Below are 20,396 nucleotides of genomic sequence, written 5' to 3' on the forward strand. Positions count from 1 at the left end.
GCACCAGTGATATAGGGGCCGGCTGCAGGGGGCTGTAGGAGGATGGCGTGGGACGGATTTTACAGTTGCTAGCAAAGCACTAGCCGCGCCAGTCTCGGCGGGACGAGAAATTTACACATCTTTATACAGTTTTGTATAAAAAAACATCAGAATGGGGTAGGCGTGTTGCTTTCCAGGCTCTAAAATGTTGCAAAAACTGTTAAATGCAAAAAAAATTGCTGAAATAGCTTTATTGTTGTCACATTGGTACTAAAATGGGTTAACAAGCAAACAAAATCGCAATATACTTACAGAAAAAGGCGTACAGAATGCTTGTTTCTGTTTCGCAACTAAAACTGGGGCAATACTGTGTAGTGTTACGTTGTAACCTGTAAATAAGTGGTACCATTTGGAAACACTTTTTATTAACAGCGGTATATGCTGAAAGCTTTCAAAAAGGAATAAGATGCGTGCTGCATTTGAAGCATGGGCGCAACGCGACGGTCATATCGTGCGTCGGCGCGAGGACAAGCCAGATGAGTATCTGGTCTTCGAAACCCAACGCCGCTGGGTAATCTGGCAAGCGGCGCTGGAACACGGCAAATCGCCTGCCGGCCGCAAGTCCGCCGCGCAGAAGGAAGCCGCCAAGGCCGCCGTGCAGCGTGCGCCGGCCATCACCGCCGACGAGGCGTCGGTGCGTAACCAGGTCCTGAACGAAGTGCTGGATGCCTTCTCGTCCCTGGGTGGCCAGGGCGGCATGGATGACATCCTCAAGGTCGTCCAGAGCCTCAAGAAAAAGCAGGACCAGGTCGAGGAGCGCGCGCCGGCCGCCAAGGTGGCGGCCACCGCCCGCCAGTAAGCCGGCCGTGCGCTACCGCCACTACAAGGGTGGCCTGTACGAGGTCTTGTACGAGGCCACCCTGGAGTCGGACCTGAGTCCGATGATAGTCTACCGTGCCGAAGCGAACGGCACGGTATGGGTGCGGCCGCGCGAAGTTTTCTTCGAGATGGTGGAAGTGGACGGCGTGCGCGTGCCGCGTTTCGCGCCGGCCGACTGAGGGAGCCGCCATGGCATACCGCTACGCTTGCGGCGCGCCGGCGGTCCTGGTCGCGCTGCTGCTGTCTGGCTGCGCCACCGTGACCGAACCGGTGGACCAGAACCTGCTGGTGCAGACCGTGCTCGACCACCGCGAGATCGAGGGCGTGGGTTGCGTGCTGGCCAACGACGTGGGACGCTGGTTCGTGACCACGCCGGCCCGCGTCACGGTGCGCAAGAGCGCCGGCCCGCTGCGGGTCGACTGCAAGAAGGAAGGCGCGGCCTGGGCCTATGAAAAAGTGGACTCCAGGAGCAACGCCACGCTGTGGGGCAACCTGGTGCTGACGGCCGGTGTCGGCTACTTCGTCGACAGGAACACCGGCGCCGGCTACGACTATCCTTCCACGCTGACGGTGCTGATGCGGCCCGCGCAGGAGCCCGACAACGGGCCGCCGCCCGTTCCTGGCGTCACGCTGTATTGAAAAAGGGCGATCTTCGGATCGCCCTTTTTGTTATCCGCCGGGGCGGCTTACATACCGCGGCTTACGCGGCCCGACCTACGCGGCCCGACCTACGCGGCCCGACCGATCAAGAAATTGCTCAGCAGCGGCACCGGGCGGCCGGTGGCGCCCTTGGCGCCGCCCGATTTCCAGGCGGTGCCGGCGATGTCCAGGTGGGCCCAGGTGTACTTGCGGGTGAAGTTCTCCAGGAAGGCCGCCGCCGTGCACGAGGCGCCGCCGGGCGAGCCGATGTTGGCCAGGTCGGCGAAGTTGGATTTCAGCTGCTCGTTATACAGCTCGCCGATCGGCAGGCGCCAGGCGGTGTCGCTGGCGGCGCGGCCGGCGGCCAGCAGTTCCTCGGCCAGGGCGTTGTGGGCGTCGTCGTCGCGCGTGAACAGGCCGCTGTTGTGGTGGCCCAGGGCCACGATGCAGGCGCCGGTCAGGGTGGCGACGTCGATCACGGCGGCCGGCTTGAAGCGTTCGGCGTAGGTCAGGGCGTCGCACAGGATCAGTCGGCCCTCGGCGTCGGTGTTGAGGATCTCGATGGTCAGGCCGTTCATCGAGGTGACGATGTCGCCCGGCTTGGTGGCGCGGCCGGACGGCATGTTCTCGCACGAAGCGATCACGCCGATCACGTTCAGCTTCAGGCCCATCTCGCCGATGGCGCGGAAGGTGCCCAGCACCGAGGCGGCGCCGCCCATGTCGTACTTCATTTCATCCATGCCGGGGCCGGGTTTGAGCGAGATGCCGCCGGTGTCGAAAGTGATGCCCTTGCCCACCAGGACCACGGGCGCCTCCTTGGCCTTGCCGCCCATGTGCTTGATGACGATGAACTTGGGCGGCTGTTCGCTGCCGTTGGTGACCGACAGGAAGCTGTTCATCTTCAGCGCTTCGAGCTGCTTGCGGTCCAGGATCTCGACCTCGAACTTGTAATCCTTGCCCAGTTTTTTCGCGGTCTCGGCCAGGTAGGTCGGGGTGCACACATTGGCCGACAGGTTGCCCAGTTCCTTGGTCAGGTCCATGCCGCGCGCGATCGCCACCGCCTGGGCCAGGGCCAGCTTGTTGGCGGCATTGTTGGCCACGGCCAGCGCGACTTTCTTCACGCCGGTGGGCGCCGGATCCTTCTTGCTTTTCTGGCCGTCGGTACGGAACACGGCTTCGTGGCCGGCTTGCACCACGGCGCGGATAGCCCACGCCGTGTCGCGGCCTTTCACTTCATCCAGCGGTAATGCGATAATGGCGTCGCTCGCGCCCAGCGCGGCGAATGCCTTCAGTGCCGCGCCCACCGCGCTGGTATAGCCTTTCTCGCTGACCGCGTCATCGGCGCCCAGGCCGAGCAGCAGCACGCGTTCGGCCGCCACGCCGGGCACGCCGCGCAGCAGCAGGGCTGTGCCGGGTTTGCCGCTGATGTCGCCGGACTTGAGCGCAGCAGTGATGGCACCATTGCCGTCGAGCGCCTGGGCTGCCTGTGTCAGCTTCTGGTTCTCGAACACGCCGACGGCGATGACGCCGCTCTTGGCGGTGGCGATGGTGTTTTTTGTGTCGAATGCTTTTATGCTAAAGTCCATTGGATTCTCCGTGTTGTATACGAATTGCCAGCCACGGGCTTGATAGGCCGGGCTGCTGCTGCCGCTGCTGGTTAAATTTTATTATCGGCCTGTAAGGCCATAACTACCGAATTATAGCTTTCGAATGATTTTTCAACGTGCCCTTACACGCGAAATGACCGCTGCCGCAGGGGCGACCTTCACCATCCTGTTCAGCGTCTTCTTCACCTGGATCCTGATCGGCATCCTGGGCAAGGCGGCCGGCGGCCGCGTCGCCACGGGCGATGTGCTGGCCCTGATCCTGTTCGCCGCCCTGAAATATATTCCAACCATCCTCATTCTCACCAGCTTTATTTCGGTGCTGATGGTGGTCACGCGCAGCTACCGCGATTCGGAGATGGTGGTGTGGTTCGCCTCCGGCCAGAGCCTGACCGCCTGGCTGCGCCCGGTCATGGCCTTCGGCCTGCCCATGGTGCTGCTGACCGCCCTGGTGGCTTTCGTCGCCACGCCCTGGGCCGAGCGCAAAAGCGATGAATACGTCAAGCGCTTCGACAAGCGCGAGGATTTGCAGAAGGTCTCCCCCGGCCAGTTCCGCGAATCGGCCGGGGCCAACCGCATCTTTTTCGTCGAAGGCGTGAGCGGCAAGAGCGCCGTGGTGCAGAACGTGTTCGTCAACACAGTCGATGAAAAAGGCGGCACCGTGATCATCGTGGCCAAGGAAGGCGTGGTCACCAGCGGCGACAAGGGCGAGCGCTTCCTGGTGCTCAAGGAGGGCCGCCGCTACCAGGGCCTGCCCGGCCAGGCCGACTTCCAGACCATGGAGTTCGAACGCTACAGCATGCGCGTCACCAACCAGGCGCAGGACATGGACCCCAACCGCAATACCAATGGCATGAGCCTGGCCGAACTGCTGGCCGCGCGCGGCGATCCCTATGCGGACGCCGAACTGCTGTGGCGTATCGCTTCGCCGTTGACCTGCCTGGTGCTGCTGCTGCTGGCCGTGCCGCTGGGCTTTGTCAATCCGCGCGCCGGCAGCTCGGCCAACCTGATCATCGCGCTGCTGCTGTTCTTCAGCTATAACAACCTGGTGCAGCTGACCGAGGCCAGCGTGCAGCACGGCCGCATCAGCTTTGCCCTGTCGTGGTGGCCGCTGCACCTGCTGGCGGCCCTGGTGGCCGCCGCCATGTTCGCGTGGCGCCTGTACCTGAACCATCCGCGCCATCCGCAAGCGCTGCTGTCCGCGCTCAAGCGCAAGCGCAACGCCAACCACGCCGCACCATGAAGATACTCCAACGTTATTTCGCCGTCTCCATCCTGCAGGCCGTGGCCTTCGTGCTGGTGGCCTTCCTTGCGCTGCAAGCCTTCATCGACCTGACCGGCGAGCTGCGCGAGGTCGGCAAGAATGGCTACACCATCCAGTACGCGCTGCTGTATGTGCTGCTGCGCCTGCCGGGCAACATCACCCTGGCCATGCCGGTGGCGGCCCTGATCGGCACCATCTACATCATGGCGCAATTCGCGGCCACCTCGGAATTCACCATCATGCGCGCGGCCAGCATGACCACCCGCATGGCGCTGTGGATGCTGGCCAAGATAGGCCTGGTGCTGGTGGTGATCACCTTTATCGTCAGCGAGGTGGTGGCGCCGCGCACCTCGCCGCTGGCCGAGAAGATACGCCTGAGCGCGCGTGGCGCGGCGGTATCGGCCGAGTTCCGCTCCGGCCTGTGGACCAAGGATATCGTCAAGAGCAATGGCATGACCGGCGAGGTCACCGGGTCGCGCTTCTTCAACGTGCGCCAGGTCAGCCCTGACGGCCAGCTGGTCGGCGTCAAGCTGTACGAATTCGACACCAGCTTCCGCCTGCGCTCCATCACCCTGGCCAAGGGTGCCACCTTCCAGGGCGGGAATGTGTGGCGCCTGCAGGACGTGACGGAAAGCCTGTTCAGCAATCCGGCCCTGCTCAAGCCGGGCAGCCAGGCCAACCTGGAAAACAACTATGCGCAGGATACCGGCGTGGTGAGCACCACCACCAGCGCCACCAAGGACCTGATTTCGGAAATCACGCCCAAGATCATCTCGGTGGCCGGCTCCGATCCGGAGCGCATGTCGGCCAACGAGCTGGCGGCCTATACCCGCCACCTGCAGGAAAACAAGCAGGAGACGGAGCGCTTCAAGATCGCCTTCTGGAAGAAGCTGTTCGACCCGCTCTCCATCTTCGTGCTGATGGCGCTGGCGCTGCCCTTCGCCTATTTGCACACGCGCAGCGGCGGCGTGAGTCTGAAGATTTTCATTGGCATCATGATAGGGGTCAGCTTTATGCTGGTAAATACGCTGTTTTCGCACATCGGCATGCTGAGCACCCTGCCGGCCCTGCTGACGGTGATGATACCGAGCCTGTTATTCCTGCTGCTGGCGCTCGGCGCCCTGTGGTGGGTGGAGCGGCACTGATGGCGCGCGCACTGGTCCTGTTTGCCCACGGCGCCCGCGCCGCCTCCTGGGCCGCGCCCTTCGAGCGCCTGCGCGACCTGCTGCGCGCCCGCCAGCCGGAACTGCGGGTCGAGCTGGCCTTTTTGGAACTGATGGAGCCGCGCCTGCCGGCGCTGGCCGCGCAGCTGGCGGCCGAGGGGATAGCCAGTCTGACGGTGGTGCCCATCTTCCTGGGGCAGGGCGGCCACGTGCTGCGCGACCTGCCGCTGATGATAGAGCAGCTGCGCCTCGATCATCCGGCGCTGCAGGTCAGCGTGGCGCAAGCGGCCGGCGAGCAGGCCAGCGTGCTGAACGCGATTGCCGACTACTGCCTGGCCACGCTCTGATCACTTCCTGCGCGGCGCCAGCTTGATCTCGTACAGCTTGGGCCACATCTTCCCGGTCACGAACAGCCGCTTGCCGGCCGGGTCGTAGGCGATGCCGTTCAGGACATCCTCGCTGCTGGCGGTTTTGCCGTGCTGCGGATACAGCTTGCCCAGGTCTATCCAGCCCACCACTTTGCCGCTGGCTGGATCGATGCGGGCGATCAGGTCCGAGTGCCAGATGTTGGCGTAGATTTCCCCTTCCACCCATTCCAGTTCGTTGAGCTGGTCGACCGGCTTGCCGTCCGCCGTGACCTGGATGCGGCGCTGTTCCTTGAACGTGTCCGGATCGAGGAAGCGCAGCACCGAACTGCCGTCGCTCATGATCAGGCCCTGGCCGTTGTGGGTCAGGCCCCAGCCTTCGCCGGGATAGTAGAACTGGCGCTGGGTCTCGAAAGTGGCCTGGTCGAACACGAAGCCGGTGTTGGTCTGCCAGGTCAGGCCATACAGCTTGCCGTTCATGGAGGTCAGGCCTTCGCCGAAATACTGCGGCGGAATGTCCTTCGACTGCAGCACCTGGCCGGTTTCCAGCTTGACCTTGCGGATCGAGGACTTGCCGTTCAGGCCAGTGCTTTCATACAGCACCCCATCCTGGTAGATCAAGCCTTCGGTGAAGGCTTGCGGGTCGTGCGGATAGCTGCGCACCACGGTGGCATCGTAGACCGGGATGGCCGCCGCCGCCAGCGCGGGCAAGGCCGCAGCCATCAAGAGGGGAAATAAGAGTTTGCTCACTGTTGCCGTTCCTATGCGGGGAACGGCTATTCTAGTCCAAGCCGGCCTCAGTCGGCCACCGCGCCCTGCTCGCGCGCGATGATGGCGTCCAGGGTGGCGCCCGGGTTCTCCAGTTCGTTCTGCACCCAGGCGCGCAGCTCGTCCGATTCCACCAGTTCCAGCGTGCGCTGCCAGGCCTGGGCGTAGCCAGCCGTGTCACCCGCGGCTTCCAGCAGGTCCAGCACCAGCTTGGCCTCCTCGGCGTAGTTGTAGATGGCCGACAGCAGATCTTCCGGCGTCAGGCGCTCGTCCAGCGCGGCCGCATTCAGCAGCACGGCCTGGCTGGCCAGGTAGGCCAGCGGATCGGGCATGTACTGCCTGCCCAGCTGATGGCCGCCGCAGGCGATCACGGCCGGCAGCGCGCGCCGCGCGCACTGCTGGGCCAGCGCCGGCGCGGCCTGGGACAAATGCCGGAACAGTTCGTGGGTGATCACCAGGTCGCCCGTCTTTTCGTTGATGGCCTGGACGTTGTGGAACAGCTGCTCGTCGTGGCGGCCGTCCAGCAGCAGGTGCGCGTCGCGGTCGCGCGCCGCCAGCAGGGCGCGCCGGGCCGGCACGTATTCCTCGGCCAGCTTGGCCCAGCCGGACAGCACATAGCTCAGGCGCAGCGGCCCCGCTTCCGGATGGGTCGCCGGGGCCTCGTCATACAGCCAGAGATAGTCGCGCAGCGCATCCTCGAACTGGCCGGCGGCATGCGCCTGCCAGGCGCGTTCCAGCACATCGTGTACGGTTTCCATGGTGGTCCCTGCTACGTTGAATATTGATTCTAGTACGGAAACGGGACGCGGTGCGCACCGTCCGCACGCCTTGCCGGGGGAGGGGGAAATCAGGCGCGCTGGTGCGGGCGGCACTGCATGGCGTCGCCCAGCATGACCAGCACCGGTCCCTGGCTCTGCCCCAGGCCCCGGCCCTGCGCCAGTTCCGCCAGCGTCAGGCGCTGCACGCGCTGGTCGGCGCGGCTGCAGTTCTCGATCACCAGCACCGGCGTGTCCGGGCGGCGGCCCTGGGCCAGCATGCGCCCGGCGGTGGCGATGGCGATGCTGCCGCCCATGTACTGGATCAGGGTGTCGCTGTCGGGGATGACGTGATGGGCGCTGTGCTCGGGCGCGGTGCTGGAGGTGAAGAAAGCCACGCTGCGCGAGACCCCGCGCTTGGTCAGCGGCTGTTTGGTGGCGGCGGCCGCGGCCAGGGCGGTGGTAATGCCGGGCACCACCTCGACCTCGATGCCGGCTTCCTCCAGCGCGCTCAATTCCTCGTCGGCGCGGCCGAACAGCATGGGGTCGCCACCCTTCAGGCGCACCACCAGCGGCACCTTGCGGGCGTAGCCTATCAGCTGCTGGTTGATGAATTGCTGGGCCGCCGACAGCTGGCCATAGCGCTTGCCGACCAGGATTTTCTCGGCCTGCGGGCACAATTCCAGCATGTCCGCAGTGACCAGGGCGTCATGCAGCACCACGTCGGCCTGCGCCAGCAGGCGCGCGCCGCGTACCGTGATCAGGTCCTGGGCGCCGGGACCGGCGCCGATCAAATAGACTTTTCCGAGTGCTGCCATGGTCATTCCTCTGCGGCGGCGCCGTCGCTCCCGCGCGTGCGAGAGCCATGCCGGGCGCGCCGACCGGCCCGGCATGCATACCCGCATGCGCGGTGCTGCGCCGCTGCGGTATGGTGATGGTAACTTGGAACGAGGTTCTTAGCCCAGGCGTATCATGCCGGCCGCCACGGTCTGGTGCGTCACTTCATCGATCAGGATGAAGGCGCCCGTGGCGCGGATGTCGGCGTAGGCGTCGGCCGCCAGCGGCTGCTGAACGGTCAGGGCGATGCGCGCGATATCGTTCAGTTTCAGACCCTCGGCCGCGTGGCGCTGCTGGGTGTTGATGTCCAGCAGGGACTCGATGCCGGTGACCTTGGCGGCAGTTTGCCTGGTGCCGTGCTTGATCCAGTACTTGCGGCGCAGGTCCAGCGGCTCGTCCGACATCCAGCACACGTCGGCCTGCACCTGCTTGAGCAGGGTGGCCGGCTGGGCGGCGCCGGCCAGCAGGTCGCCGCGCGAGATGTCCAGGTACTCGTTCAGCAGCAGGGTCACCGACTGGCCGGCCACGGCGCTTTGCAGCGAACCGTCGAAGGTGACGATGTCCTTGACCGTGGCGCTCTGGCCCGAAGGCTGCACCACCAGCTGGTCGCCGACGCTGACCTTACCGGCCTCGATGCGGCCCATGTAGCCGCGGAAGTCGTTGGCTTCGTGGCCGTTGTGGCGCGCCACCAGCTGCACCGGGAAGCGGAACGGCGCCGCGTGCGATTCGTCGTACACGGTCAGCGATTCCAGCAGCTCGATCAGGGTCGGGCCCTTATACCAGGACAGCTTGTCGCTGGCTGCCACCACGTTGTCGCCGGACAGGGCTGACAGAGGAATCGGGGTCACGTCCTTCAAGCCCAGCGAGGCGGCGAATTCGCCGTAGGCCTTGACGATGCGGTCATACACATGCTGGTCGTAATTCACCAGGTCCATCTTGTTGACGGCCACGATCACGTGCTCGATCTGCAGTAAATGGGCGATGGTGGAATGGCGCTTGGTCTGTATCAGCAGGTCCACGCCGCCATCCTCGCGCAGCTTCACTTTCGACACGTCGATCAGGATGATGACGGCGTCGGCGGTGGAGGCGCCGGTCACCATGTTGCGGGTGTACTGCTCGTGGCCCGGGGTGTCGGCAATGATGAACTTGCGCTTGGGCGTGGCGAAATAGCGGTAGGCCACGTCGATGGTGATGCCCTGTTCGCGCTCGGCTTCCAGGCCGTCGGTCAGCAGCGACAGGTCGACCGTGTCGCCCACGGTGCGCTTGTGCTTGGAGCGCGACATGGCGTCCAGCTGGTCGGCAAAGATGCCTTTGCTGTCGAACAGCAAACGGCCGATCAGGGTGCTCTTGCCGTCGTCCACGGAGCCGGCCGTGATGAAACGCAGCAGGCCGCTGTCGGCGCTGTCGTTCAGGGTAGGGGAGGTGATTGCGTTCATCAGAAATATCCTGCTTTTTTGCGTTTTTCCATCGAGGCTTCGGAAGTCTGGTCATCCATGCGGGTGGCGCCGCGCTCGGTGATCTGGGTCACGGCCGTTTCGGCGATGATGGCTTGCACGTCGGCGGCGTCGGACGACACCGGGCAGGTGCAGGAAATGTCGCCCACGGTGCGGAAGCGCACCACCTGGGTTTCCACCGTCTCGCCTTCGCGCGCCGGGGTCAGCGGGGTCAGCGGCACCAGCAGGCCGTTGCGCGGGATGACCTGGCGCTCGTGCGCGAAGTAAATCGACGGCAGTTCCAGTTTTTCGCGGGCGATGTACTGCCACACGTCCAGCTCGGTCCAGTTGGAGATCGGGAACACGCGCATGTTCTCGCCCGGATGGACGCGGGTGTTATACAGGTCCCACAATTCGGGGCGCTGGTTTTTCGGATCCCACTGGCCGAATTCGTCGCGGAAGGAGAAGATGCGCTCCTTGGCGCGGGCTTTTTCCTCGTCGCGGCGGGCGCCGCCTATGCAAGCGTCGAAGCCGTGTTCGGCAATGGTTTCCAGCAGGGTCACGGCCTGGGCCGCGTTGCGCGAATCCGTTTGCGGATTGCGCAGGCGCACCGTGCCTTTCTTGATCGAGTCTTCCACCGAACCCACGATCAGGCGCTCGCCCAGCTCGGCCACGCGCTTGTCGCGGAAGGCGATCACTTCCTCGAAGTTGTGGCCGGTATCCACGTGCACCAGGGGGAAGGGGAATTTGCCGGGGCGGAAAGCCTTTTCCGCCAGGCGCAGCAGGACCACCGAGTCCTTGCCGCCCGAGAACAGTAGGGCCGGATTGCTGCACTCTGCCGCCACTTCGCGCATGATGTGGATGGCTTCCGACTCCAGGGCGTCGAGATGGCGCGCGTTGACCGACGCCAGGTGGTTATCTACAAAAGCATTCATCGTCTATCTTTCAGAAATGGCGTCAGGCCGCCACGGATTTGATGCGTATCAGTTTTCCGTCCACGACATGCAGGCCGCATTCCTTGGACTCGGGGTTTTCCCACCACCAGCGGCCGGCGCGCACGTCCTCGCCCGGCTCGATGGCGCGGGTGCAGGGCGCGCAGCCTATCGAGGGGTAGCCCTGGTCGTGCAGGGCGTTGTAGGGCACGTCGTTGGCGCGGATGTAATCCCACACGTCCTGCTCCGACCAGTCCGCCAGCGGATTGAACTTGGTCATGAAGTGGGCCGGATCGTCCTCCTCCACCATCAGCGAACTGCGGGTGGCCGACTGGGCGCGGCGTTGGCCCGTGATCCAGGCCTTGTTGCCGGCCAGGGCGCGGCCCAGCGGCTCGACCTTGCGGATGCGGCAGCATTCGCGGCGCATCTCGACGCTGTCGTAGAAGGCGTTCAGGCCGTTTTGCGCCACGTAGGCGTCCACCGCTTCCTGCTGCGGGCGGTACAGGGTGATGTCATGGCCGTAGTGCTGCTTGACCTTGCCCACCATGTCCAGGGTTTCCTGATTGAGGCGGCCGGTTTCCAGCGAGAAGATGCCGATCGGCAGCTGCGCTTTCAGGATCAAATCGGTCAGCACCATGTCTTCGGCCGCCAGGCTGGAGGCAAACACGGCCGGCGTGAAGTCGCGGGCGATGCGCGCCAGGGTCTGGCTGGTGGCGGCAACGAGGGTATCGAGATTGCTCATGATTCAGATACCGGAGCCCACGTGGGTGCCGGCGTCGGCCACCTGCACCGGACGGGCGGCGCGGCGGAACAGCGGCACTTGCTGGTCGACCGAGGCCTGGTAGGTTTCCGAGAAGTCGGACAATCCCTTCAGGGCGTCATGCACGTCGCGGTCGGCGCGCACGGCAAAGGCGTTGAAGCCCACGCGCTGCATGGAAAATAGCTGGTCGCGCAGCACGTCGCCGATGGCGCGCAGTTCGCCCCGATAGCCCAGGCGCACCCGCAGGTTGTAGGCGATGGAATAGCCGCGGCCATCGGTGAACTTGGGGAAGTCGACCGCCACCACGGGGAACTGGTCGAGTTCCCCTTTCAGCGCTTCCGGACGCTCGTCGCTGGCGAACCAGACGCCGATTTCGCCGGCCGCGCGGCGCGCCGCCAGGCGCTCGTGCTGCACCTGCCACACCTTGAGCGGCACAATGATCTTGCCTTCCGGGACGACAATGGTGGCAGGATCGTGGGCCGGCGCGCCTTCCACCGGCTCGGCCGGACGCAGCACCAGCCAGCCGTCCTCGACGACTTCGCGGTTCCTGATGATCAAATTCTTTACAGCGTCAGACATATTCATCCTCTCCCACCAGGCGACCGGATTCGATCGGCGTGGCATACACGAATTCCTTGAACGGGGCCACGCCCAGGCGCTGGGCGACGTCCACGAAGCGCTCGCCTTCGTGGCGTTCGCGCACATAGACCTGCAGCAGGCGGTCCACCACTTCCGGCATCTGCAGGGCGGAGAACGAGGGGCCGATGATCTTGCCGATGGCGGCGTTGTTGCCTTGCGCGCCGCCCACCGACACCTGGTACCATTCGCTGCCATCCTTGTCCACGCCCAGGATGCCGATATGGCCGATGTGGTGGTGGCCGCAGGCGTTGATGCAGCCCGAAATGTTCAGTTCGATCTCGCCGATGTCGTGCTGGTAATCGATATTGTCGAAGCGCTCGGCAATGGCGGCCGCGATCGGGATGGACTTGGCGTTGGCCAGCGAGCAGAAATCGCCGCCGGGGCAGCAGATCATGTCGTTCAGCAAGCCGATGTTGGGCGTGGCCAGGCCATGCGCCTTGGCTTCCTGCCACAGGGTGTACAGCTGGCTTTGCTCGACGTCGGCCAGCACGATGTTCTGCTCGTGGGTGACGCGCAGCTCGCCAAAGCTGTAGCGGTCGGCCAGGTCGGCCATGAAGTCCATTTGTTCGGCGGTGGCGTCGCCCGGCGGCACGCCGGTTTTCTTCAGCGACAGCACCACGACGGCGTAGCCGGCCTGCTTGTGCGGCTTGACGTTGCGCTGCAGCCAGTTGGCGTAGGCCTTGTCCGTCTCGCGCCCGGCGCGCACATCGATATTTTCCAGCGGCTTGTAGGCGTGCGGCTGGAAATAGGCGGTGACGCGCGCCAGTTCTTCCTCGGTCAGGGTTTCCGGGCCATCCTTCAGGTCTTGCCATTCTTCTTCGACCTGGCGCTTGAATTCCTCCACGCCGATGGCCTTGAGCAGGATCTTGATGCGGGCTTTGTACTTGTTGTCGCGGCGGCCGTACTGGTTGTACACGCGCATCACGGCTTCGGTATAGGTCAGCAGGTGGCGCCATGGCAGGAAGTCCTTGAGCACGCTGCCGATGATGGGGGTGCGGCCCATGCCGCCGCCGGCCATGAACTTGAAGCCGATCTCGCCGGCCTCGTTGTGGACCACGGTCAGGCCGATGTCATGGATGGCGATGGCGGCGCGGTCTTCCAGGGCGCCGTTGATGGCGACCTTGAACTTGCGCGGCAGGGCGATGAATTCGGGGTGGAAGGTGCTCCACTGGCGCAGGATCTCGGCAAACGGGCGCGGATCGATGATTTCGTCGGCGGCCACGCCGGCGTATTCGTCCGAGGTCACGTTGCGGATGCAGTTGCCGGAAGTCTGGATGGCGTGCATTTCCACCGAGGCCAGGTCGGTCAGGATGTCGGGGGTCTGCTCCAGCTCGACCCAGTTGAACTGTATGTTCTGGCGTGTGGTGAAGTGGCCGTAGCCGCGGTCGTACTTGCGCGCGATGTGGGCAAACATGCGCATTTGCTTGGAGGCCAGCAAGCCGTAGGGCACGGCAATGCGCAGCATGTAGGCGTGGCGCTGCATGTACAAGCCGTTCTGCAGGCGCAGCGGCAGGAATTCGGCTTCGGTCAGCTCACCGGACAGGCGGCGCCGTACCTGGTCGTGGTACTGGGCGATGCGCTCGCGTACGATAAGATGGTCGTATTGGTCGTATTGATACATATTCTTCCTAGGTGGTGGCTTGCTAGAATCCCCAAACTAGCCGCAATAGTAATAAACTTCAGCTTTATTCCAAACGACTAAGTCTTTATTTGCTTATATGCGTTACAGGTATAAGCTTGAGCATAATTCACATAGCAGCCGCCCTGATGAATCTTCACCAATTGCGCTTTGTGCGCGAAGCCGTACGCCAGAACTACAACCTGACCGACGCCGCCAAGGCCTTGTTCACTTCCCAGCCCGGTGTTTCCAAGGCCATCATCGAGCTGGAGGAAGAGCTCGGCGTCGATATCTTCACCCGCCACGGCAAGCGCATCCGCGGCTTGACGGAGCCGGGGCGGCTGGTGCTGGAGTCGGTCGAGCTGATCATGCAGGAGATCGACAGTCTCAAGCGCATCGGCAAGGAATACGCGGCCCAGGACAGCGGCAGCTTCACCATCGCCACCACCCATACCCAGGCGCGCTACACCCTGCCCAGGGTGGTGCAGGCCTTCATGCTGAAGTTTCCCAAGGTAAGATTGTCTTTATTGCAAGGAAATCCCCAGCAAATCGCGGAAATGGTGCAGCGCGACCAGGCCGACCTGGCCATTGCCACGGAATCGATTGCCGGCGTGAGCGGCCTGATCACGCTGCCGTGCTACCAGTGGGAACACGTGGTGGTGGTGCCGCCCGAGCACGCGCTGCTGCGCTCCAAATCGCTGACCCTGGAGGAAATCGCCGCCTTCCCGCTCATTACCTACGATAGCGCGTTTGCAGGCCGCAGCAAGATAGACCACGCGTTCGCCCTGCGCGGGCTGAAGCTGGACGTGCTGCTGGAAGCCATCGACGCCGACGTGATCAAGACTTACGTGGAGCTGGGCATGGGTATTGGTATCATAGCGGGCATGGCCTTCGATCCGGAGCGCGACAAGAACCTGCGCGCCATCCCGGTGGGCCATTTGTTCGGCATGAACGTCTCGCGCGTGGCCGTCAAGCAGGGCGCCTACCTGCGCAGCTATATCTATACCTTCATCGAGCTGCTGGCGCCCACCCTGAACCGCAAGCTGGTCGAGCAGGCCATGAGCGGCGAAAAAGAACACTACGAACTGTAAGTAATAAGAAAGCAAGAAACATGATCACCAATCAGCTGGCGCAATACTACGCCGTAAGCGCCCCCACCTATGAAGAGGTGTACCACCAGGAAGCCCGCGAAGACGACCTGGCGGACCTGGCCGACCTGCTCGATGAACTGCTGGACGGGCATAAAGTCCTGGAGCTTGGCTGCGGCACCGGTTACTGGACCGACATCATCTCGGAAGTGGCCGATTCCGTGCACGCCACCGACTTCAGCCCGGAAATGCTGGAGATGGCCGCCCTGCGCGAGCTGGACGAGGACGTCGTCCAGTTCAGCCTGCTGGACGCCTACGATCTGCCGGACGGCCTGGAAGGGCAGCACACGGCCATCTTCATGGCCGGCCTGTTGACGCACATCCCGCGCGAGCGCCAGGAGAAATTCATCAAGCAGCTGCGCGCCAAGGTCGGCAAGGACGTGCTGCTGGTGATACTGGACCAGGCTTATGTAGACGGCGTCAGCAACCCGACCGCGCGCACTGACCAGGAAGGCAACACCTACCAGATCGTGCAGGCGGCGGACGGCCAGCGCTATGAAATCCAGACCAATTATCCGACCGACAGCTACCTGCGCAAGCGCTTGTCGCCGCTGGCGCGCGAAATCCGCACGGAGCGGCTGGAGCATTACTTTCTCCTGAGTTGCCGCCTGAAATAAGATCAACTTCGCTTATCTGCACAAAGCCGCCGGCCCATCCGGCGGCTTTGTGCATTTATGACGCCGAAAAACAACAATATTGGCTATGTCACATTGTTGAAGTAATTGATAGGCATGATGCGCTGCGTGGAAGCAATACGGGCTTTTTCTTTCAACTCAAGTAGAGAACATCAAGTGAAAAAACTTACTCTGGCAGCAATGATCATCGGCGGCTTCGCTGCAACGGCTCAGGCACAATCGAACGTCACCATCTACGGTATCGCCGACGTCGGCATCGTGAGCGAGCGTGGCGGTGCTGCCGGCAATGTGACCAAGGTAACCAGCGGCGTGGGCAGCCAGTCGCGCCTGGGCTTCCGCGGCACCGAGGACCTGGGCGGTGGCCTGTCCGCCATCTTCCAGCTGGAAGCCGGCGTGAAACTGGACGACGGCGCGCTGGACAACACCAACAGCCAGCTGTTCAACCGCCAGGCCTTCGTCGGCCTGAAAAGCAAGGAAGCCGGCACCCTGACCCTGGGCCGCCAGTACACCATGTACTACAACGCCCTGAGCCAGGTGGGCGACCCGTTCGGCGCCGGCTACGCAGGCAGCGCCAAGAACCTGTTCCCGACCACCGGCGCCCAGACCCGCACCAGCAACGCCATCGTCTACGCCAGCCCGAACTTCGACGGTTTCTCGGGCGAAGCCCTGTACTCGCTGGGCGAGCAGGCTGGCGACAGCAGCGCCGGCCGCCAGTTCGGCCTGGGCCTGAACTACTCGCAGGGCAAGCTGAACACCCGCCTGGTGTACAACAACCGCAACAGCGACACCGTGGCCTCCGGCACCACCGCCGCCGTGTCGCGCGACATCGGCCGCAACACCCTGTTCGTGATCAACTACGATTTCGACGTGCTGAAAGCCTACTTCGCCTACGGTTCGGACAAGGGCTACAACAGCGCCGCCCTGCCGGTGGCCAACGCCTACAACTACAAGACCGCACCCAAGCCCAGCCTGGACAGCAGCGACATCCTGGTTGGCGTGCAGATCCCGGTGGCGCCGGCCGGCACCGTGGTGGCTTCCTACATCCGCAAGGATGACAAGTCCTTCAACCAGGACGCCGACCAGTGGGCCCTGGGCTACCTGCACGCCCTGTCCAAGCGTACCAACGCCTACGTCGCCTACGCCAAGATCAAGAACAAGAACGGCGCCGGCTACACCGTCGGTAACAACAATGAAGCCGGTAGCGGCGACAAAGCCTTCAACCTGGGCATACGCCACGCGTTCTAAGCGTTAGGCCCCGGGCTGGGCCGGCAGCGGCAGGCTGATCGTGATCAGCGTGCCGCCATTGCTGGCGATGGCAATGTCGCCATGCAGGGCCCAGACCCGCTCACGCATCCCGATCAGGCCGAACGAGGCCGCCTTGTTCATGTCCTGCTCGGCGATGCCGTGTCCGTCATCCTGGATTTCCAGCAGTAATCCCTCCGGGCCGCGCCGCAGGCGCAGGCTGACGTGCCGTGCGCCTGCATGACGTGCGATATTGGTCAAGGCTTCCTGCACGATGCGGTAGATGGCCGTGCTGTAGACCTCGTTCAGTTCCAGTTCCTCCTCGTCCGCCACCAGTTCGCAGGCGATGCCGTGCCGGTCGGCGAAATCCTGGCGCAGGCTTTCCAGCGCAAAATACAATCCCCCCTCGTCAAGCGCGCGCGGCCTCAGGTTACCGGCGATGCGGCGCAGCGAGGTGATGGCCGTCAGCAGCAGGCCATCCATGCTGTGCAGCAGGCGCTGGGTGGCCGGGCCGGCGCCCGGCTGCTGTTGCAGCAGGGTCAGGTCGACCCGCAGGGTGGCCAGCAGCTGGCCCAGGTCGTCGTGCAGTTCACGCGCGATGTGGGTGCGCTCCTCCTCCCGTATGGTCTGCAGCGCGGCCGACAGCTCGCGCAGCTGGGAATAAGATTGCTGCAGCTGTTCCTGGATCTGCTTGCGTTCGGTAATGTCGCGCAGTATCACCGTATAGATACTGCGTCCGTCCTCGCTGGCCGAGGAAATCGATCCCTCCAGCGGAAAATACTGGCCGTCCGCCTTGAGGCCGGTGACTGCGTAATCGGCGGCGCGCCGGCCCGTTACGCCCAGGCGGATGCCGGTGGCGCCGAAATAGCCTGTGGCGGCGCCGTCGGCCGGCATGCGCTGGTCGCGCGGCAGGAAGTCGCTGAGCGGCGCGCCCTGCATGGCCTCCAGCGTGGTGCCGAACATGGCGGCGGCGGCCGGGTTGGCCATCAGAATGCGCTGCTGATCGTCGGTGGAGATGATGGCCTCGCTGGCGTGCTGGATGATGCTGCGGCCGCGCTCCTGGGCGCTGGCGGCCGCCCGCCAGGAGGGCAGGGCCAGGCGCCAGGCCAGGCGCGCGGCCAGCAGCAGGCCGGCCCCGGCCAGGACGCGCAGCAGCTTGCGGGAGGTGGTGGTATCGGGCATGGATGGCCTGGCCGGAACGATCGGACGTCCGGCCAGACTATCGCGGGGCGGGGCGGGGTGGCTTGATGTGCCGCAGGAGTGAGAGGGCTTTCCTGGTGGATTACATTTGCTTGAACAGGTGCAGGAAGCTGCGGCTGACTTCCAGCTTGTCGCTGCGGCCCTTGATCATGACCAGGTGGCGGCCGCGTATGTCGCGCGTCACGCCCTCGATGGCGTTGACATTGACCAGCGTGGCGCGGTGTATCTGCCAGAACAGGGCGGGATCAAGTTCCTCGGCCAGGTCGCGCACGGGCTTGCGTATCAGGGCTTCGTAGCGCTCGGTCTGGACGCAGGTGTATTTCTCGTCCGAGCGGAAGAACAGGATTTCCTCGACCGGTATCATGCGCAGGTCCTGGCCTATGCTGGCCTGTATCCATTGCAGGTACTTGGGCTTGGGCGCGGCGATCTTTTCGGCCAGCTGCGACAGCATGGCCGTCACGCTGGCGTTGACATCGGCCGGCGCGGAAGGCTTGTCCAGCCGGGTCTTGAGGCGGTCCACCGTGATCTTCAGGCGTTCCGGCTCGGACGGCTTGAGCACATAGTCCACCGCGCCGCGCTCGAAGGCTTCCACGGCGTAGGCGTCATAGGCGGTAACGAACACGATATGGCTTTTGTTGCCGATCTCGGCAGCCGCTTCCATGCCGGTCTTGCCGGGCATGCGAATATCGAGGAAGGTAAAATCCGGCTTGAGCTGCTCGACCAGTGCGATGGCTTCGTCGCCATTCTTGGCTTCGCCCAGGATGTCCAGCTCGGGCCAGACTTGTTCCAGGCGCATGCGCAGCTGGTCGCGCATCAGGCGCTCGTCGTCTGCAATGATTGCGGTAGGCATGGGTGCGTTATGTGTTTGGTGAATTGGTTAATTATTCAACGAATCCGGGCGGCTGGCAACCGGCGGGCTTATTGCTTGGTCTTGGACAGCTGATACGGCACTTCGATGGTGGCAATCACGCCGCTGGGGCTGTTGGCGGCAATCAGCAACTGGGCCTGCTCGCCATGCAGCAGCTTGAGCCGCTCGCGGATATTCGACAGGCCCAGGCCGGTGCCGGTGCTGGGAATGGCGCCGAAACCCAGGCCGGTATCGGCCACGATCACGCGCAGCTTGCTGTGCGCCACCTCGGCGCGCACCGTCAGGGTGCCGCCTTCGGGCTTGGCTTCCAGCCCGTGCTTGATGGCGTTTTCCACCATGGATTGCAGCATCATCGGAGGGAAGGCCGCCGTGCGCAGGCCCTCTGGCACGTCGAAATCGACCGTGAGGCGCTCTTCCATGCGCATTTTCAGCAGGTTCAGATAGGCTTCCACCATGTCGGCCTCGCGGCCGAGGTTGGTCACCAGATTGCTGTCACGCATTTGCGGCAGCACGGCGCGCAGGTATTTGATCAGGCTGCGCTGCATGGCGGAGGCGCGCGGCGGATTGGTCTCGATCAGGTGTTCGACCGAGGCCAGGGTGTTGAACAGGAAATGGGGCTCGACCTGGGCTTGCATCATCTGCATCTTGGCTTCGCTGAGCTGGCGCTGCATGGATTCGCGCTCGGCGGCCGCGTTGGCGCTCTGGGTTTCCGCTTCGGCGCGCTTCTTGCCGCCCATCAGCGCCTTGGTGCCGAACAGGGCCAGCACCAGCAGCGAGACGAAACTCTTGAACCAGGTGGAGGCCTGGCCGTGATAGCGCTTGACCTTCTGTTCGGCGGCGTCGTCCACGGCTTCCTCTATGGCGTTGGACAATTCTTCACCGATTTGCGGCGGCAGTTCGATGTGGACTTCTTCGCCGGGCAAGGCGGGCAGGGCAGGTACCGAAGCTGAGCCCTTGGCGCCGCTGCCGCCTTTGCCATGGCTGGGCGTAGCCGGGGTTTCCGGTGTGGCGGGGGCTTCGGGCGGCTGCGGCGGTTCCGCAGGCTCGGCTGGCTCTACCGGATCACCGTGTTTGCTTCCTTGCTCGTCCTTGTTGCGCAGCCGGCCGCGGGGATTGAAGTGGATGCCGCTGTCGTCGATCAGGATGTTGGTGTCGGCGCCTTTCTTGTTGGCGCGCTTGCTGGTGACGATTTCCTCATCCGGGCTGGATGAAAACAGCTCCTCCTGCAGGATGGAGCCTGCAATCAGTGTCAGCACCGCGAACACGAGGAACTTCCACCATGACAACTCGGTAACCCAGGTGGCGACGGCGTCGAACCCCCTGTGCAGCCACGACAGCAGGGTTTTCAGCACTTCTTGAATCTTGGGCAGAGGGAACATATATCAGGTACTCGGAAGCCATATTGGAATGATGCAACTCTACCGGCTGCGGCCCTCGCACACCACAGGATTGCGACAGACGGCAAAAAGCTGGCGCTGGAAGGAAAAATCGGCTATAGTTCCGTCCCTCGCAAGACAACGCAGCAAAACGCGAAGTTGAACGGGGTTGACGAGATAAACAAAACGCTGCATAATCTCGCTTCTGTGCTGAGCGAACACAACGCTTCGTCAGCGACGCAGGACCGAAGTTCTTTAACAATTTACAGTCGATAAGTGTGGACGTTTGATG

The 20,396-nt window shown here is 63.6% G+C and carries 21 protein-coding genes; 9 read left to right on the top strand and 12 right to left on the bottom strand.

The genetic code is table 11. The annotated features are described in order from the left end of the window. The first annotated feature begins 445 nt into the window (after positions 1-445). From ACLB1G_RS22885 to ACLB1G_RS22895, 3 genes are read left to right on the top strand one after another with little or no spacing between them, the layout of a single operon-like run. Positions 446-838, top strand: a complete 393-nt coding sequence (locus tag ACLB1G_RS22885) for a phiTE_015 family protein (protein ID WP_491629548.1) — start codon at positions 446-448, stop codon at positions 836-838. A gap of 7 nt (positions 839-845) precedes the next feature. Further along, positions 846-1,037: a DUF1653 domain-containing protein gene (locus ACLB1G_RS22890; RefSeq protein WP_491629549.1), complete on the top strand. Its 192-nt coding sequence runs from the start codon at positions 846-848 to the stop codon at positions 1,035-1,037. A 10-nt stretch (positions 1,038-1,047) separates the two neighbouring features. Continuing rightward, entirely contained in the window at positions 1,048-1,497 is a 450-nt protein-coding gene (locus tag ACLB1G_RS22895) for a hypothetical protein (protein ID WP_491629550.1), read from the top strand. A gap of 89 nt (positions 1,498-1,586) precedes the next feature. Here the strand turns inward: ACLB1G_RS22895 and ACLB1G_RS22900 are convergent, their stop codons facing one another. Continuing rightward, a complete protein-coding gene (locus ACLB1G_RS22900; protein ID WP_491629551.1) occupies positions 1,587-3,083 on the bottom strand; it encodes a leucyl aminopeptidase in 1,497 nt (498 codons plus the stop codon). Between the two features lie 154 nt (positions 3,084-3,237). Between ACLB1G_RS22900 and lptF the strand changes: the two genes are divergently transcribed. From lptF to ACLB1G_RS22915, 3 genes are read left to right on the top strand one after another with little or no spacing between them, the layout of a single operon-like run. Continuing rightward, positions 3,238-4,344 carry an LPS export ABC transporter permease LptF gene (gene lptF, locus ACLB1G_RS22905; protein ID WP_491629552.1) on the top strand — a complete coding sequence of 369 codons (1,107 nt, stop codon included), beginning with the start codon at positions 3,238-3,240 and terminating at the stop codon, positions 4,342-4,344. Further along, the gene (gene lptG, locus ACLB1G_RS22910; RefSeq protein ID WP_491629553.1) at positions 4,341-5,510 is read left to right on the top strand and encodes an LPS export ABC transporter permease LptG; all 1,170 of its coding nucleotides are present in this window, start codon (positions 4,341-4,343) and stop codon (positions 5,508-5,510) included. The genes lptF and lptG overlap by 4 nt, the downstream gene beginning before the upstream one ends. Beyond that, on the top strand, positions 5,510-5,875 hold the full coding sequence (locus ACLB1G_RS22915; RefSeq protein ID WP_491629554.1) for a sirohydrochlorin chelatase: 366 nt from the start codon (positions 5,510-5,512) through the stop codon (positions 5,873-5,875). The genes lptG and ACLB1G_RS22915 overlap by 1 nt, the downstream gene beginning before the upstream one ends. Here ACLB1G_RS22915 and ACLB1G_RS22920 read toward each other — a convergent pair whose 3' ends face one another. The 8 genes from ACLB1G_RS22920 to ACLB1G_RS22955 all read right to left on the bottom strand — a co-directional run bounded on the left by ACLB1G_RS22920 (position 5,876) and on the right by ACLB1G_RS22955 (position 13,638). Beyond that, positions 5,876-6,643 (bottom strand): glutaminyl-peptide cyclotransferase, encoded by a 768-nt coding sequence (locus ACLB1G_RS22920; protein ID WP_491629555.1) that lies wholly within the window; start codon positions 6,641-6,643, stop codon positions 5,876-5,878. Positions 6,644-6,690: 47 nt separating this feature from the next. Continuing rightward, on the bottom strand, positions 6,691-7,419 hold the full coding sequence (locus tag ACLB1G_RS22925) for a hypothetical protein (protein WP_491629556.1): 729 nt from the start codon (positions 7,417-7,419) through the stop codon (positions 6,691-6,693). 89 nt (positions 7,420-7,508) lie between these two features. Further along, the gene (gene cobA / locus ACLB1G_RS22930) at positions 7,509-8,234 is read right to left on the bottom strand and encodes a uroporphyrinogen-III C-methyltransferase (protein WP_491629557.1); all 726 of its coding nucleotides are present in this window, start codon (positions 8,232-8,234) and stop codon (positions 7,509-7,511) included. Positions 8,235-8,372: 138 nt separating this feature from the next. Then, positions 8,373-9,689: a sulfate adenylyltransferase subunit 1 gene (locus ACLB1G_RS22935; RefSeq protein ID WP_491629558.1), complete on the bottom strand. Its 1,317-nt coding sequence runs from the start codon at positions 9,687-9,689 to the stop codon at positions 8,373-8,375. Then, a complete protein-coding gene (gene cysD, locus ACLB1G_RS22940) occupies positions 9,689-10,621 on the bottom strand; it encodes a sulfate adenylyltransferase subunit CysD (RefSeq protein WP_491629559.1) in 933 nt (310 codons plus the stop codon). The genes ACLB1G_RS22935 and cysD overlap by 1 nt, the downstream gene beginning before the upstream one ends. Positions 10,622-10,643: 22 nt before the next feature. Continuing rightward, positions 10,644-11,360, bottom strand: a complete 717-nt coding sequence (locus ACLB1G_RS22945; RefSeq protein ID WP_491629560.1) for a phosphoadenylyl-sulfate reductase — start codon at positions 11,358-11,360, stop codon at positions 10,644-10,646. A 3-nt stretch (positions 11,361-11,363) separates the two neighbouring features. Continuing rightward, positions 11,364-11,957 (bottom strand): DUF934 domain-containing protein, encoded by a 594-nt coding sequence (locus ACLB1G_RS22950; protein WP_491629561.1) that lies wholly within the window; start codon positions 11,955-11,957, stop codon positions 11,364-11,366. Then, positions 11,950-13,638: a nitrite/sulfite reductase gene (locus ACLB1G_RS22955; protein ID WP_491629562.1), complete on the bottom strand. Its 1,689-nt coding sequence runs from the start codon at positions 13,636-13,638 to the stop codon at positions 11,950-11,952. The genes ACLB1G_RS22950 and ACLB1G_RS22955 overlap by 8 nt, the downstream gene beginning before the upstream one ends. A gap of 146 nt (positions 13,639-13,784) precedes the next feature. Between ACLB1G_RS22955 and ACLB1G_RS22960 the strand changes: the two genes are divergently transcribed. The 3 genes from ACLB1G_RS22960 (at position 13,785) to ACLB1G_RS22970 (ending at position 16,663) form a co-directional block, all read left to right on the top strand. After that, a complete protein-coding gene (locus ACLB1G_RS22960; protein WP_491629563.1) occupies positions 13,785-14,726 on the top strand; it encodes a CysB family HTH-type transcriptional regulator in 942 nt (313 codons plus the stop codon). A 20-nt stretch (positions 14,727-14,746) separates the two neighbouring features. After that, positions 14,747-15,400: a class I SAM-dependent methyltransferase gene (locus ACLB1G_RS22965; protein ID WP_491629564.1), complete on the top strand. Its 654-nt coding sequence runs from the start codon at positions 14,747-14,749 to the stop codon at positions 15,398-15,400. Between the two features lie 174 nt (positions 15,401-15,574). After that, positions 15,575-16,663, top strand: a complete 1,089-nt coding sequence (locus tag ACLB1G_RS22970; protein ID WP_491629565.1) for a porin — start codon at positions 15,575-15,577, stop codon at positions 16,661-16,663. Positions 16,664-16,666: 3 nt separating this feature from the next. Here ACLB1G_RS22970 and ACLB1G_RS22975 read toward each other — a convergent pair whose 3' ends face one another. The 3 genes from ACLB1G_RS22975 to ACLB1G_RS22985 all read right to left on the bottom strand — a co-directional run bounded on the left by ACLB1G_RS22975 (position 16,667) and on the right by ACLB1G_RS22985 (position 20,107). After that, positions 16,667-17,842 (bottom strand): PAS domain-containing sensor histidine kinase, encoded by a 1,176-nt coding sequence (locus ACLB1G_RS22975; RefSeq protein ID WP_491629566.1) that lies wholly within the window; start codon positions 17,840-17,842, stop codon positions 16,667-16,669. Between the two features lie 100 nt (positions 17,843-17,942). After that, positions 17,943-18,710 carry a LytR/AlgR family response regulator transcription factor gene (locus ACLB1G_RS22980; RefSeq protein ID WP_491629567.1) on the bottom strand — a complete coding sequence of 256 codons (768 nt, stop codon included), beginning with the start codon at positions 18,708-18,710 and terminating at the stop codon, positions 17,943-17,945. A 68-nt stretch (positions 18,711-18,778) separates the two neighbouring features. Further along, positions 18,779-20,107 (bottom strand): sensor histidine kinase, encoded by a 1,329-nt coding sequence (locus ACLB1G_RS22985; protein WP_491629568.1) that lies wholly within the window; start codon positions 20,105-20,107, stop codon positions 18,779-18,781. Positions 20,108-20,396: the final 289 nt, after the last annotated feature.

It is taken from the genome of Duganella kummerowiae (assembly GCF_053572355.1).

Excerpts from the sequence above, each read along its gene's own strand:
- ACLB1G_RS22885 (WP_491629548.1), top strand. The coding sequence starts at position 446 with ATGCGTGCTGCATTTGAAGCATGGGCGCAACGCGACGGTCATATCGTG.
- cysD (WP_491629559.1), bottom strand. The coding sequence starts at position 10,621 with ATGAATGCTTTTGTAGATAACCACCTGGCGTCGGTCAACGCGCGCCAT.
- ACLB1G_RS22950 (WP_491629561.1), bottom strand. The coding sequence starts at position 11,957 with ATGTCTGACGCTGTAAAGAATTTGATCATCAGGAACCGCGAAGTCGTC.
- ACLB1G_RS22935 (WP_491629558.1), bottom strand. The coding sequence starts at position 9,689 with ATGAACGCAATCACCTCCCCTACCCTGAACGACAGCGCCGACAGCGGC.
- ACLB1G_RS22925 (WP_491629556.1), bottom strand. The coding sequence starts at position 7,419 with ATGGAAACCGTACACGATGTGCTGGAACGCGCCTGGCAGGCGCATGCC.
- ACLB1G_RS22900 (WP_491629551.1), bottom strand. The coding sequence starts at position 3,083 with ATGGACTTTAGCATAAAAGCATTCGACACAAAAAACACCATCGCCACC.
- ACLB1G_RS22945 (WP_491629560.1), bottom strand. The coding sequence starts at position 11,360 with ATGAGCAATCTCGATACCCTCGTTGCCGCCACCAGCCAGACCCTGGCG.
- ACLB1G_RS22895 (WP_491629550.1), top strand. The coding sequence starts at position 1,048 with ATGGCATACCGCTACGCTTGCGGCGCGCCGGCGGTCCTGGTCGCGCTG.
- ACLB1G_RS22965 (WP_491629564.1), top strand. The coding sequence starts at position 14,747 with ATGATCACCAATCAGCTGGCGCAATACTACGCCGTAAGCGCCCCCACC.
- ACLB1G_RS22985 (WP_491629568.1), bottom strand. The coding sequence starts at position 20,107 with ATGTTCCCTCTGCCCAAGATTCAAGAAGTGCTGAAAACCCTGCTGTCG.
- ACLB1G_RS22955 (WP_491629562.1), bottom strand. The coding sequence starts at position 13,638 with ATGTATCAATACGACCAATACGACCATCTTATCGTACGCGAGCGCATC.
- lptG (WP_491629553.1), top strand. The coding sequence starts at position 4,341 with ATGAAGATACTCCAACGTTATTTCGCCGTCTCCATCCTGCAGGCCGTG.
- ACLB1G_RS22960 (WP_491629563.1), top strand. The coding sequence starts at position 13,785 with ATGAATCTTCACCAATTGCGCTTTGTGCGCGAAGCCGTACGCCAGAAC.
- ACLB1G_RS22915 (WP_491629554.1), top strand. The coding sequence starts at position 5,510 with ATGGCGCGCGCACTGGTCCTGTTTGCCCACGGCGCCCGCGCCGCCTCC.
- ACLB1G_RS22975 (WP_491629566.1), bottom strand. The coding sequence starts at position 17,842 with ATGCCCGATACCACCACCTCCCGCAAGCTGCTGCGCGTCCTGGCCGGG.
- ACLB1G_RS22980 (WP_491629567.1), bottom strand. The coding sequence starts at position 18,710 with ATGCCTACCGCAATCATTGCAGACGACGAGCGCCTGATGCGCGACCAG.
- cobA (WP_491629557.1), bottom strand. The coding sequence starts at position 8,234 with ATGGCAGCACTCGGAAAAGTCTATTTGATCGGCGCCGGTCCCGGCGCC.
- lptF (WP_491629552.1), top strand. The coding sequence starts at position 3,238 with ATGACCGCTGCCGCAGGGGCGACCTTCACCATCCTGTTCAGCGTCTTC.